Origin of the sequence: Rhodocytophaga aerolata (genome assembly GCF_030503435.1) — a bacterium.
Taxonomy (GTDB): Bacteria; Bacteroidota; Bacteroidia; order Cytophagales; family 172606-1; genus Rhodocytophaga; species Rhodocytophaga aerolata.
Window position 1 is genome coordinate 100,302 of the sequence record NZ_JAUKPO010000023.1, and the last position, 13,670, is coordinate 113,971.

General features: G+C 42.6%; 14 protein-coding genes. 10 read left to right on the top strand and 4 right to left on the bottom strand.

The window, feature by feature from the left end; genetic code table 11:
- Positions 1 to 67: 67 nt before the first annotated feature.
- The 4 genes from Q0590_RS26950 to Q0590_RS26965 form a co-directional block, all read right to left on the bottom strand.
- Entirely contained in the window at positions 68 to 928 is an 861-nt protein-coding gene (locus Q0590_RS26950; protein ID WP_302040745.1) for an alpha/beta fold hydrolase, read from the bottom strand.
- A 372-nt stretch (positions 929 to 1,300) separates the two neighbouring features.
- Complete coding sequence (locus Q0590_RS26955) at positions 1,301 to 1,801, bottom strand: GNAT family N-acetyltransferase (RefSeq protein WP_302040746.1); 501 nt, start codon at positions 1,799 to 1,801, stop codon at positions 1,301 to 1,303.
- A gap of 101 nt (positions 1,802 to 1,902) precedes the next feature.
- Complete coding sequence (locus tag Q0590_RS26960) at positions 1,903 to 2,832, bottom strand: DUF5996 family protein (RefSeq protein WP_302040747.1); 930 nt, start codon at positions 2,830 to 2,832, stop codon at positions 1,903 to 1,905.
- Positions 2,833 to 2,881: 49 nt separating this feature from the next.
- Entirely contained in the window at positions 2,882 to 3,271 is a 390-nt protein-coding gene (locus Q0590_RS26965) for a RidA family protein (protein WP_302040748.1), read from the bottom strand.
- A 673-nt stretch (positions 3,272 to 3,944) separates the two neighbouring features.
- Between Q0590_RS26965 and Q0590_RS26970 the strand changes: the two genes are divergently transcribed.
- The 10 genes from Q0590_RS26970 to Q0590_RS27015 all read left to right on the top strand — a co-directional run bounded on the left by Q0590_RS26970 (position 3,945) and on the right by Q0590_RS27015 (position 13,489).
- A complete protein-coding gene (locus Q0590_RS26970; protein WP_302040749.1) occupies positions 3,945 to 4,196 on the top strand; it encodes a phosphoribosylpyrophosphate synthetase in 252 nt (83 codons plus the stop codon).
- Positions 4,197 to 4,308: 112 nt separating this feature from the next.
- Complete coding sequence (locus tag Q0590_RS26975; protein ID WP_302040750.1) at positions 4,309 to 4,956, top strand: alpha/beta hydrolase; 648 nt, start codon at positions 4,309 to 4,311, stop codon at positions 4,954 to 4,956.
- Positions 4,953 to 5,423: a hypothetical protein gene (locus Q0590_RS26980; RefSeq protein WP_302040751.1), complete on the top strand. Its 471-nt coding sequence runs from the start codon at positions 4,953 to 4,955 to the stop codon at positions 5,421 to 5,423. The genes Q0590_RS26975 and Q0590_RS26980 overlap by 4 nt, the downstream gene beginning before the upstream one ends.
- 159 nt (positions 5,424 to 5,582) lie before the next feature.
- Positions 5,583 to 6,545: a zinc-dependent alcohol dehydrogenase family protein gene (locus Q0590_RS26985; RefSeq protein WP_302040752.1), complete on the top strand. Its 963-nt coding sequence runs from the start codon at positions 5,583 to 5,585 to the stop codon at positions 6,543 to 6,545.
- 121 nt (positions 6,546 to 6,666) lie between these two features.
- Positions 6,667 to 7,233, top strand: a complete 567-nt coding sequence (locus Q0590_RS26990) for a YceI family protein (RefSeq protein ID WP_302040753.1) — start codon at positions 6,667 to 6,669, stop codon at positions 7,231 to 7,233.
- Positions 7,234 to 7,294: 61 nt separating this feature from the next.
- Positions 7,295 to 8,227, top strand: a complete 933-nt coding sequence (locus tag Q0590_RS26995) for a ring-cleaving dioxygenase (RefSeq protein WP_302040754.1) — start codon at positions 7,295 to 7,297, stop codon at positions 8,225 to 8,227.
- A gap of 39 nt (positions 8,228 to 8,266) precedes the next feature.
- Positions 8,267 to 8,629, top strand: a complete 363-nt coding sequence (locus Q0590_RS27000; protein ID WP_302040755.1) for a cupin domain-containing protein — start codon at positions 8,267 to 8,269, stop codon at positions 8,627 to 8,629.
- Between the two features lie 577 nt (positions 8,630 to 9,206).
- Positions 9,207 to 9,932, top strand: coding sequence for a hydrolase (locus Q0590_RS27005; RefSeq protein ID WP_302040756.1), 726 nt, complete (start codon positions 9,207 to 9,209; stop codon positions 9,930 to 9,932).
- 47 nt (positions 9,933 to 9,979) lie between these two features.
- A complete protein-coding gene (locus Q0590_RS27010; protein WP_302040757.1) occupies positions 9,980 to 11,878 on the top strand; it encodes an amidohydrolase in 1,899 nt (632 codons plus the stop codon).
- Between the two features lie 168 nt (positions 11,879 to 12,046).
- Positions 12,047 to 13,489 (top strand): alginate export family protein, encoded by a 1,443-nt coding sequence (locus tag Q0590_RS27015; RefSeq protein WP_302040758.1) that lies wholly within the window; start codon positions 12,047 to 12,049, stop codon positions 13,487 to 13,489.
- The last annotated feature ends 181 nt before the right edge of the window (positions 13,490 to 13,670 follow it).

The following is a 13,670-nucleotide window of genomic DNA, read 5'->3' on the forward strand; positions in this document are numbered from 1 at the left end:
GTTCCTGTGATAAATACTACTTTGTTATTCATTTTTTTTCTTTCAATTGCATAACTTTGGTTAATAGTCATGACTGAGTCGCAATGTTTATCAGAATATCTACCAATGCGATTGGCTGGGAGGCAAACGGCGAATGGCTACTGTCAATCTTGTGCACAATCGTCGTTGTAGGCATGGTGGCATCAACACGAGCAATCATATAATCCTGCGCAGCCGGGGGAAACACCCGGTCGGCTGAGGTGCGTATGTAATGGCGTGGTACGGTTCCGAATCGCACCGGCGTGATGGGGGAGGGCTGCAATACACCATCCATCGGTTCGTCAGGGTGCAGATGCGCCTTAAACAGCTGGTAAGTATCCTCATGTACATCGTCATAAAACACAGCCTTTAACCGAGACGAATAAGCAAAATCGGTGGATTGCCAGTCTATACGAGCTGCGCCAACCACGGCGGGATCTGCCATCAGGAGGTCTGAATACTCTCCTTGAGCCATGTTCGGGTCTTGGCCGTAAGTGAGTGCCGAAACCCCATTGGACACGAGTATCCCACTGATATATACAACGGCTGCAATCTGTTCAAAACCCATTTCGGTGACCGCTGAAATTGCGAGGCCACCTTTAGAATGCCCTACCAATACCACTTTGCCGTTTGTCCTGGCTGCCATGCTGACCACCTTATTGCTGATCGCCACATTGAATTGCGCCTGGGTGATGTCCACATTGGGTGAGGGTTCGTTGGCAAAGGCCACTGGGTCTAGCGGGCGCTGGTCGTAAGAGACTGGGTTTTTAGCATTAACGCCTGCTCCGGGCAAGTCGAGTGCTTCGGCTACATAGCCCTGGGCATGCAACAGGGGTAAGATCAAATCCCAAGTGTGCCGGTCGTGCCAGGCACCATGAACAAAGAGAAAGCCTAGTGAGTGATTAGTCATGGTTTGATTAAGTTGAGTATATGACAACTACTACACGGCACAGGCCGTATTACTGAAGCTGTTTTAAACTTTACATTTAGGTAAGAAAAACACTATTAGAAATTAAACACAATCACTGAGCCTACAAAAAAGCCGCTTTGATGTTGGAGTATCACTTCATTTAATGGTCAAGTCGCCTATATCCACTCTTTGACCTTTGGTTGAGAAACTGGTCTTCTTTTTCATCGTTTTAAATTTTTTATCAAAAACACGTACACCCATTTTATTGTACTATCCCACAAATACCCTCAACAATGGGCATATATCTATATGATGCTCCATGTGAAAAGAGCCAATATTGCCACGCACGGACTTGCAATAACCTATTAGTGTTTATGCGCGGACATCCCCAATTCCATCCTCTTTGTCAAATACCTTTTTTGCGAAAGGGCAGAGTGGTAGGATTTTTACAGAGTTGTTACGGGCATATTCTACTGCTTTCATGACCAATTGCCTGCCCAGCCCTTTTCCGCTAAAATTTTCCTCCACTCCGGTATGGTCAATGATTAATTTTGATGTTCCGGCCCACACATAGGTCATTTCACCGGCAAATTCACCATTGGCATAAATCACAAAACGCCCTTTTCTTCCGTTGTCTTCTCTTTCAATTTTTATCGGCATTTGATGATCCTGTTTAATGCTCAAGGCTCCCGATGGGCATTTGGCAACTTGATTGATCAATTCTTCCGGGCTTGCGTTTTCAATCCTTATCCAGGGTTTTTCTTTGGGATTGTACACATTTGGTAATGTTTTTACACATATCCCTGCATGGATGCATTTTTCGGGTTGCCATAAAATGGTTACTTCACCTTCTGAATATTCTTTGTTTGCCATGGATTACTCTTTTAATTTTTTAATTTTTATGTCTTTCTTTATAAAGGGATAAAACACAACTAAAAGGCTTCTTATTTTCAAGTTTCAATCTGCTTGAAACTTTATATATCTTCCAGTTTCAGTACTTTCAGTGTCTCAATATCCCAGTTGGCTTTTTTAGCTCCGGCGGTATAGGCAGATTCTAAAAAATCAAGTAGCGCAGAACGTGGGTCAACCGCTTTTAACAAATTATTGTACGTTAATAGAGCCATTGGACTTCCTCTATTGTCAATCCATTGGGCCGTGGAGGGCTCTAAAGGCTCTTTGTCTAATCCTTTGGGGGAAGGGTAGGTATAAGAGTAGAACGCGGGTTCGGGCATATTTTCATCGCCTCCCCAGAAACCAAAACTTATACACTCATGTGAATAGGCATCTTTGTCCGATAGTCTTGCTCCCTCGGCCATAGCTGGTGCTCTGTTGCCGGAGAACCGGGTTACAGCCAGATCCATAGAATGCCAATACAAATGGACAGGACAGGTTTTTCCGTAAAACCGACCGCTGAACTCTTTCAACACCTCATCTACCCAAAGTAGCGTGCGCCAGAAGTCTTGGGTGTACGCTTTGTCGTAGTGGTGGTACTCTGTAATCTCGCCAAAAGGTTTCTCAATCTTTAAGTCATAGGGTTTGTCTACAATTGAAATTGAAATGTTCAACCGCTCAAGCATTTCATAAAGTTGCCGGTAGAAATGTGCAACGCTTAGCCCATTGAACAACGGGAAACTTGCGGATTCCCCTTTGCTGGTGCTTACTTCCAACTGGTGCCCTGGTACATTTATCGTAATGTCAAATTTATCCATGCCTTCGTTGTAGGGAATGGAACCGGTTGTGATTCCTTTTGTAGACACATATTGGGTAACGTACCACCAATGATTTTTGCGGGGCGTTGATTTTAAGCGAATCTTTCCCATGATCTGTAAAAACAAATGCAAGGTCATTTTCTTTTGCTCATTCCCTCTGTAAGTCAGGGGTGGTAGTTTGGCTGAATGATTCATCGGAATTAGTCTTATTGTCTGCTTGTTTAGTATTCCTAATATCAAGTAGTTATTTCACAACAGTGGCTTCCAGTTCTACAGTTAAGGTTTCAAAAAGGCTTTTTACTTCCATAAAAGTTAGTGCTTGCTTGATGCCATGTTTTGCTATCCATTCCCCAAGAATAGGAAAGTGCGGCCAAAGCTCGGCTGTAGAAGTGGTATAGACAGTCAAGCGTACAATATTCCGGTGTTCGTATCCAGCCTCGCTGATTACCTGTTCCAGATTTTGTATGGCCTGAAGCAGTTGTGTTTTCATATCAGCCGTACTGGATTGCCCATTGGGTAGCACAGCGGCCTGCCCTGACACGTAAAGTGTGCCCCTTACATTTGTTACCTCAACGGCTTGCACATAGCTGCGTTCATCTTGCCATTGCCAGGGATTAATGATTCTTTTTTCCATGGGTTTATTTATTAAACTAATTTCAGTGTGCTATTGCCAAAACCAGTGCCAGGCAAAAGACAAATGAAATTTCTTGATGTATTTGTTTGAATATCAGCAACTTGTTAAAAATCAGGCAATCAACATACTCAAGATTATCCCCAAAGCAGTGGAGTTTCGTCCAGAAACTCCAACCCAATGGATATCTTCGATAAATGTATTCCCAACTGTTTGAAAAACTATTTCAAGAACAGCAGCACCCACCCATAGAGAAGCCCAATACAGCGTTGGCATCATGCCTTACTCTGTAAAGGAATAGCCCAACACGATCATTTAGTAGTAAATAAGCTCTCAAAGCCTTACCCAATAAGTAATTTCTTTTCTCCACATGAATGGAGGTTGTAAATGGAATATCCATTCATGTGGAGGAAAATACAAAGCATATAACTACAGATACCCCCCTCAGATAGTTGTATTCCCATTTTTGTGTGTTTGAATAAAATGGTCTGGAGTTTGGCATGAGTGTAACATGAGGATTAGGATAAACAACTATCAACATCGTGTGATAAGTGTAGCAATGTGAAAGAGGAATAGCTTAAAGACCCTAGTCCATAAGTTACTACAGTTACGCATATAGTGCACCTTTGCTAAAAGCAGATTTATTCATTATCAAATACTTTCAATAATGGGAAATATGGAGACACTTTCACAAGCGATGAGCTTTCTACAAGGGAAGGGATATGTTGAAGATTTCAATCTTAAACCCGATAGCTTGCATTGTGTTACCCGCCAGATTGATATAGAGCCAGACGCCTTCCAGGTAGATGCTGTATACCGGTTCGAGGGAATGTATGACCCCGGTGACGAGGAAATTCTATTTGCTATTTCCTCAACTAAATATAAACTGAAGGGGGCCTTTAGTAAATGCATATGGACTATATGCTGATACGCTAACTGTGGCCATGGAGCAAAAGCTTACTATACCTAACCTATTTCAGCTTTTTCTCTTGGTAAATTTATCATACAACAGAGCCTTTCTCCATATAAATTAAATAGACATGATTATTCATAACCAACCCGTACAACACGCCGGAAACCCTTTATCTGTTGCCAGAAAAGTGCTTATTATGGTCCATGGAAGAGGCGACAGTGCCAAATCTTTTATCGGGCTATCTAGCGAGCTAAATGCCTCGGTTGATGAATTTGCCTTTCTGGCAATACAGGCAATACAAAATACGTGGTACCCGTATAGTTTTCTTGCACCTGTCAATCAAAATGAACCAAATCTGTCTTTGAGTCTTTCAGCAGTCTCTGAACTACTCGACGACCTGATGGGTCTACGTTTTAGCACATCACAAATATATTTCCTTGCATTTTCTCAAGGAGCCTGTCTTACACTAGAGTTTTGTGCACGGCATGCGAAAAGATATGGTGGAGTTATTGCTTTTACCGGCGGACTTATTGGGGAGAGTCTAACAAGGACAAATTATAAAGGAAATTTTGAAGGTACTCCCATTTTCATAGGGTCAAGCGAACATGATCCACATGTTCCGGAGAGCAGAATAGAGGAATCGCAGGTTATTTTGGAAAGTATGGGGGCAAATGTTATCAAAAAAATCTACCCAGGCTTAGGACATACGATCAATCATGATGAGTTGATGATGGCCAGTCTTATATTAAACAATCAACTAGGCCCAAAAACATGAAAACAGTATTTGCACTCGACATGATTGTTAAGAAAGACATTGTCAATGAACTTATTCGCCTTAAACAAGAGCAGTTTCAACGGCTGATGCTGGAGCAGAAGGAAAAACTGGAAAATGCTAACCTTGAAGATATAGATAAAGGGGATCTGTTGGAAAGCCCCAGGCAGCAAATGATGGCTGAAATAGAGTTACAGGCCACCAGGGTAGATGGGGTGAAAGCAGACATTGATACGTTAAAACGGATTGATCTTACTAAAGCTTATACGCATGTGGCGCATGGAGCTTTGATACGGGCCAATATAGGATTTATTCTGGTAGGTGTTGCTTCTTGGTCTTTTGTGTTTGGTGAGCAGAAAGTTTTAGGAATTACAACAAACTCATCTCTTTACAAGAAGATGGATGGACTCAAAGAACATACAGAGTTTCACCTCGGTGAAATAGAGTACATTATTTTCGATATCATCTAAAACAAGTATCAAGTAAAAAGTAAGGCTCTCCTTTCAGCGTAAAATAGCAGGTACAAGTAGTGGTTTGGGCACACTATGGAATTTAGAAAATTGCTCCTTTCGGCTTCAGTTAGTTATTACATAAATCAAATTTCATTTTAGTATCAAACAAAACCGTCTATGAAAGCAGTTGTCATCAGTCAGTTCGGAGGGCCTGAAGTCCTAAGGGTAGCTTATGTGGATGAGCCCATTCCAACACCAACCGAAGTACTCGTACGTGTCCGGGCTACTTCAGTTAATCCGCTTGATTATCAGATCCGGCGGGGGGATTATCCTGAGGAGGTGCCGCTTCCGGCTATCATAGGGCAGGACGTTGCAGGCGATGTAGTGGCTATTGGTTCTGCTGTGAAAGATTTTAAGGTGGGAGATGCTGTATATTATTGCTCAAAAATATTTCACGGCCAGGGTAGTTATGCAGAATTTCACACAGTAGATGAATCTATTGTTTCCTTAAAGCCTGCTAACCTGACCTATACGGAAGCAGCCAGTTTACCACTGGCTGCAGGCACAGCCTGGGAGATGTTAGTAACCCGTGCCCGTCTGAGTATTGGAGAAACTGTTCTTATACATGGCGGAGCAGGTGGGGTAGGCTCCATTGCCATTCAACTGGCTAAATCAATGGGCGCTACCGTTTACACCACTGGCAAACGTGCCCATACGCAAGCCTTAAAGAATCTGGGTGCCGATTATGTGATTGACTACCAGAATGAAGAGTATTTGTCAGCGGTAGACACCTTAATGCAAGGAAGAGGAGTAGATGTGATCATTGACTCTATCGGCGGGCAGACTTTAGCGGAGAGCCCAACAATTCTGGCTCAGCTTGGACGAATTGTTAGCATAGTAGATATAGCAACGCCTCAGAATCTGATTCATGCCTGGGGAAAAAATGCAACCTATCATTTCGTATTTACCCGCCAAAACCGGGGTAAACTAGACTCTATTACCAGACTGGCAGAACAAGGTTTAGTGAAGCCGGTAATTGACTCTGTGTTCAGCCTGGAAGAAATCAGTGAAGCGCATAAACGCCTGGAAGGTAAGAACCGAGTAAAAGACTTATTTGGCAAGATTGTAATTGAGTTGTGAGTAAGTCTGATTCTAATCTTTGCAAGTATATTTGCTAAAGCATCCCTACTCTTATACACATCTAAAAATAAACCACCTCTTTTTAAAAAACCAATTATTTAGTACTATAAATGTTACTACGATGACAACTATCCAACAAATAAATTCAGGTACGCAATCTGCTACTAAATGGCTGATCGATCCTGCCCACAGTGAAATTCAATTTAAAGTAAAACACCTGATGATCACTACGGTAACCGGCTATTTTAGTAAGTTTAGCTTAGATGTGGAAACCGAAGGAGAGGATTTTACGAAAGCTTCTTCTATCGTTTTCAGAGCAGATATCAATTCTATCAACACGAATAATGAACAGCGGGATACACATTTAAAGTCCCCTGATTTCTTTGATGCTACTAACCATAGCCAGATTGAATACACCGGTACTACGTTGGAAAAAGCTTCTGGTAACTACCGCTTACATGGAAATCTTACTATCCGCACCGTTACCAAACCTGTTACTTTGCAAGTCGAATTTGGAGGCATTGTGAAAGATCCTTACGGGCAAACCAAGGCCGGATTTACAGTAGAAGGAAAAATTAGCCGCAAAGAATTTGGTTTAACATGGAATGCAGTAACAGAAGCCGGCAGTGTGGTAGTAAGCGATGAAATTAAAATTCACTGTGAAGTGCAGTTAGTAAAACAAGGGTAAAAAAACCCTTGTAACTAGTATTCTTACAGTATTCACTCCTCATTTAAACCTATACTACATTATGGAAGAAACTATTCTGGGCTTGCACCATATTACGGCTATAGCCGGCAATGCCAAACGCAATTATGATTTTTATACAAACGTGCTCGGATTACGCTTTGTCAAAAAGACAGTCAATTTTGATGATCCATTTACCTATCACTTTTATTTTGGAGACGAGGTAGGTTCAGCCGGTACCATTCTTACGTTTTTTCCCTGGGAAGGGGTACAGCAAGGAAGAATTGGCAAAGGTATGGCTACAGAAATCGGCTATTCTGTTCCGGAAGGCAGCTTCGACTTCTGGATCAACCGTTTTGAAAAATACAAAGTGCCCTATACAAAACCCTCCGAAAAGTTTGGTGAACCAAGTTTGACTTTTCAAGATCCGGATGGGCTGACGTTGGAGTTAATTATTTCAAAAACACCCGATGGTCGTAAGTCCTGGGAGAATGGAGAAGTAAAGGCAGAGGTAGCTACCAGAGGATTTCACAGCATTACCTTAACCCTTGGTAAAATAAAATCGACAGCTGATATACTTACCGGTATATTTGGATATATCTTGATCGCCCAACATGGCAACGTATACCGTTTTGCTACCCAAGCGGTGGATAATGCCGCCATTGTAGATCTGGTAGAAGTTCCAGGTGAAAGAAATGGCATAGTAGCGGGAGGGACAATTCACCATGTGGCATTCCGGGTAAAAGATGATGCTACCCAGCTAAAGTTCAGGCAACTGATAGAAGGAAAAGGACTTAATATTACCCAACAAATAGACCGTAATTATTTCCATTCCCTATACTTCCGTGAACCCGGGGGTGTATTATTTGAGATTGCTACAGATAATCCGGGCTTTATGGTAGATGAGCCATTAGAGCAACTAGGGCAGAACCTGATGTTGCCACAGCAGCATGAGCCCTTGCGTAAAAAAATCATGATGCAGCTGCCGGCATTGTAGTAATCTATACCCATACTTTAACGCCTTTTATCCACTTCCATGAAAGAGCTTACCATCACCCGCATATATGCAAATGAGCAGGGGGAAAGTCACTTTGGACAGGTAGCTATTCCTTTGGAAGAGTCGGGCACCATTGGTTTTCTGTCCGGGGCACACCCGGTAGAATCTGTTATTTTCCGGCAAGTATTACCCTGTTATGACTATGATTTCCATACCGCTCCCAGGCGCCAGTACATTGTGCTGCTCGATGGTGAGATTGAAATAGAAACGTCTCTGGGAGAAAAAAGACAATTTAAAGGCGGACAGGTAGTATTATTAGAACACACCACCGGCAAAGGCCACAAAACACGGAATTTGACACCTGTAATGCGAAATTCTCTTTTCATAGTTCTTGGTCTGTGAGATTCCGATAAAGCCTTACATATACCTAAGTAGTCAAAGGACAAATACAGTAGATGGATATATGCATCAGCAGAATGGCGATTTCATTTTGCTGAGGCTTTTTAATATCTGTTTGACTTATATGTATGATAAGGTAATTTGTTGTTCTTTCAACTTGTAGGTGAACTCGTAAAGCTCCTAGCAGCATTCAATGTTGGTTGGGTTTTTGAATTCGTTTTATTATACTCATTTCTCCACGGGATAAATGTAGACATAATTCAAAGAAACGTTCACCTTCATTGGTGTATTCTATCAAAGCCAGAAGCATTAATAATTCATAGAAAGCTCTATGTAGCACGATCTCCATCACTTTAGAGGGTAATGATATAAATCCCCAAGCCCGTGGAGTCTGTGCTAACTATTTGTATCTCCTGCTCTGGAGTATGCAGAACTATAAACCTCATTAATAGCGAATTACAGCTGTTTTAGGTGTTTTTAACTTTATTTTACACCTCTGGTACAACACTTGAAACAGTGTGTGAGACAATCATTCTTCACACATCTTTCCACAACACTTTTCTTTTCAACCCTCATTAGTATGAAAAAACTAACCATTCTACTCATCCTTCTAGCAATTGTCCTGTCTATGCCCTTATTGGCTCAAAAACCGAGTCCTATGCTGCTTACCCCAGATAACTGTGTGGTACTTCTCATTGACCATCAGCCTCAAATGGGTTTTTCCGTAAAAAACATAGAAGTAGCCACACTCAGAAATAACCTGGCCGGATTATCCAAAGCCACCCAGTTATTTAAAGTGCCTGTCGTGCTTACCACGGTATCTGAAGAATTTGCAGGAGCTCTCTGGCCGGAAATAAAAAATGTTTTCCCGAATAATACCATTATAGAACGCACTACGATGAACTCCTGGGAAGATCCCCGTGTGGTGGAAGCAATCCGGAAAACAGGGCGTAAAAAGATTGTTTTAGCGGGCTTATGGACACAGGTATGTGGGGCATTTGTCGCACTTTCTGCACTCAATGAAGGCTATGAAGTATACTTTGTCACTGATGCATCCGGAGATGTAAGCCAGGAGATTCATGACAATGCTATACAACGGATGTTACAGGCCGGTACCATACCAGTAAACTGGTTGCAGGTAATGCTGGAATGGCAACGTGACTGGGCCCGCAAAGAAACCTATGAGGGCGTAAATCAAATTGTCATGCAACACACAGGGAACTACGGCTTGGGGGTTATTTACGCACGCAAAATACTGGGAAGTAAAGCAAATGAAGGTAAATCCAGTAGTAGAGGGAATGAATAAAGTATAGCTGCAAACATTAACAACCCCTTCCTTAAACTTACCTATCTATGAAAAAATTAATCAATCCATCTTCTATAGTAATGTTCAACCTTATTTACAGGAAAGAAAGCTTTCTTCACAGGAAAACGAGTATAAGCCTGTATTTTAAAAACATCTTACTGTACATGAGTTTAATTCTGGCCGCTTGCCAACCTCAACAAACGAAGGATAAGGAAAGGGATATAAAAGCGCACCTGATTATTAGAAATGCCAAAGTAATCACCCTGGATGAGCAAAATCCTATGGCAGAGGCAGTGGCGATCAAGGAGGGAAAAGTGGTAGCTGTCGGTACAAATGAGGAAATAGAAAAATATGCAAGCTCCTCCACAAAACTCATTGATGGGGAAGGCAAAACCCTGATTCCGGGGCTTAACGACTCACACAGTCATGTAATCAGAGGTGGCAGGTTTTATAACACTGAACTCCGCTGGGACGGTGTAAAGAGTTTGAAACAAGGCCTGCAAATGATTCGTGAACAGGCAGACCGCACACCGGAAGGCCAGTGGGTAAAAGTGGTAGGCGGATGGTCTGAAAGGCAGTTTGAAGAAAAGCGCATGCCAACCATAAAAGAAATCAGAGAGGTAGCCCCTCACCGGCCAGTGCTTGTACTTTATCTGTATGGAGAAGCTCTTATGAACGAAGCCGCCTTAAAAGCAGCAGGTATTGATAAAAATACACCCAATCCTCCGGGAAGCATTATTGAGCGGGATGAAAGTGGTACACCTACCGGCCGGTTGATTGCCGCTCCTAATGCTTTTATTCTGTATTCTACTATTGCCAAAGCACCAATGCTCTCCTTTGAAGAACAGCTCAACTCCACCAAGCAATATGTACGTGAACTCAACCGCTTTGGCATTACCAGTGTGGTAGATCCAGGCGGCGGATTCCAGAATTTCCCGGATGATTATGCGACTACGGATACCCTCTCTCAAAGAGGTGAACTCAACCTGCGGATTCCCTTCTATTTATTTGCCCAGAAAGCCGGTTCGGAATACAATGATTATCTGCGCTGGGTGGAATTAGCTAAAGAAAAGAATAGCATGGATGAAGAAATACATCATCACTATTTTCTGGAAGGAGGTGGCGAAAATTTAGTGATGGCAGCCGCAGACTTTGAGAACTTCAGGCAAGAGAGACCGGTGCTGAAAGATTCCATGGAATCAGAATTGAAAAAGGTTGTAAGCTTACTGGTAGAGAACCGCTGGCCTTTCCGCCTGCATGCTACTTATGATGAATCTATCAGCCGTTTCCTGGATGTTTTTGAGGAGATTGATAAGCAAACGCCATTTAATGGCCTTCGCTGGTATTTTGATCATGCGGAAACCATATCGGAAAAGAACCTGCAAAGAGTAAAAGCCCTGGGTGGGGGCATAGCCATACAGAATCGTATGTCTTATCAAGGGGAAAGCTTTGTGGCCCGCTATGGTAAAGAGGCAGCTACTTCTGCACCTCCTGTCAAGAAAATTCTCCAAATGGGTATACCCCTTACCTTAGGTACAGATGCCACGCGCGTGTCTTCCTATAATCCATGGATGGCTTTGTATTGGCTTATCAGCGGGCGCACTGCCGGAGACATGCAATTGTATTCCCTAGAAAACCGGCTGGACCGCCTCGAAGCACTTCGTCTTATGACGCTTGGAAGTGCAAGCTTAACCGGGGAAGAGGGAATAAAAGGACGAATAAAGCCAGGTTACTACGCTGATATGGCCCTGCTCTCGCATGATTTTATGACGGTAGAAGAAGCAAAAATTCCGTCTATAGAATCGTTGCTGACGGTAATGGATGGCAAGATAGTGTATGGCGTTGGAAGATATGAAACGCTTGCTCCGGCTGCCTTACCTGTGATACCTACCTGGTCTCCGGCAGCTTATTATAATGGCTATGGTGGAGCAAAAAAAGGCTTGTAATTTATCGTAGGCTTGTGCTCTATTTAATCTTGTTTGTAACCCATAGAGTTTCATATTCATAATTTATGGTTGCGGCCTCTATTACTTTTCTGAACTTGTTCTACTTAGCGTCTTTCTGATAATTGGAGTTAGTCTCATCCGCAGGTTTTAACACTTAATGTATGCTGTATGAATGTATGTTACAGATTTGGCTTCTTTGCCAGGCCGCCTGTTCATCTATTGCCGGTACTTTTATCATTACTTAGTGCCTGCTATAGTCAGGCTATAGCTCAGTTAAGCTCTGATGCGACAGCTATGGAATTCAAAAGTATTCGCTGGGAGGAAGATTATTCTTACCTGAAGAGTGACTCTGCAAGAGTACCAGGGTTTTTTGATGCGATTAAGTTTATACCATTGAGCCGGCATAAAAAAAACTACTTATCAATTGGGGGAGAGTTGCGCTATCAATATGAATACATACGCCACATCGATTGGGGGGAAGCACCAGATGATAAAGACGGCTATCTGTTGCAGCGGTATATGCTGCACACCGACTGGCACTTTGGAAAACTCTTCCGCATTTTTGGACAGTTGAAAAGTGGCATCGTTCAGGGAAAAACGGGTGAGCTGGATTTACCTGATAAAGATGTATTAGATGTTCACCAGGCTTTTGCCGAACTTACGCTTCCTTATCAGAAAAGCCAGATTATTTTACGCATAGGCAGACAGGAAATGAATTATGGTTCCTCCAGACTGGTTACTGTACGAGAAGGCCCCAACGTCCGCCTGTCTTTCGATGCTGGTAAACTGATTTATAAAACACATGCGTTTCAGGCAGATGCTTTTGTAAGCAGGCCTGCAGAGACCAAAACAGGTGTTTTTGACAATGGCAGTGATCAGAATGTGCTTTTCTGGGGAGTATATACTACTCGAGATTTCCCGTCAATTTTACAAAGCCATGTCGATTTGTACTATTTGGGTTTGGAAGATAAAAGAGCTCGCTTTGAACAAGGAGAGGCAAGGGAACTACGCCACTCAACAGGCGTCCGGCTATGGAGCAAAGAGACACGGTTGAATTATAATCTGGAAGGGGTGTATCAGCTGGGCAGGTACGGCATTGGCGAGATCCGGGCATGGACTTCTTCAGCGGAACTGAGTTATGAACTAGCCCAACTACCCTTAGCACCTACCCTGAAGGTGAATACAGAAATCATCAGCGGAGACCGCAGCAAGGGAAATCCGGACTTGCAAACATTCAATCCACTATTTCCCAAAGGTGCCTACTTCGGCCAGGTAGCTCTTATCGGTCCAGCCAACCTGATTGATGTGCACCCCTCCATTACACTACGGCCAGTTAAAAATCTGGAGCTTATCACTGATTGGGATTTCTTCTGGCGGGAAAGTGTACATGACGGATTGTATGGTGTACCCTATGTACTTATCCGCGAAAGCAGTGGAAGCAAAGCAGCCTACATTGGTAATCAATTATCAGTTGAGGCTGAGTGGCAATTCAACCGACACCTGCAAATAGAAGGATTTTATACGTTTTTCCGGACAGGTGATTTTCTTAAACAGACAGGAGTTAGCAAAAATTTAACCTACTTATCAGCCAGAATGAGTGTTAAATTCTAATATAAATTTTTAGTTTCTTTTCCCACGATTTCAATTCTCAGGTAAATCAAAAACCATCAATCTTCTGTAGCCCCTGTTTAGAAGTATTGGCTACTTACATGAGTGGTTGAGTAAAAAAATTCAGGATGTATATATTAGTCGATTGATACGCCAGTGTATTAATTCAAAAGTAGGCCAGAGG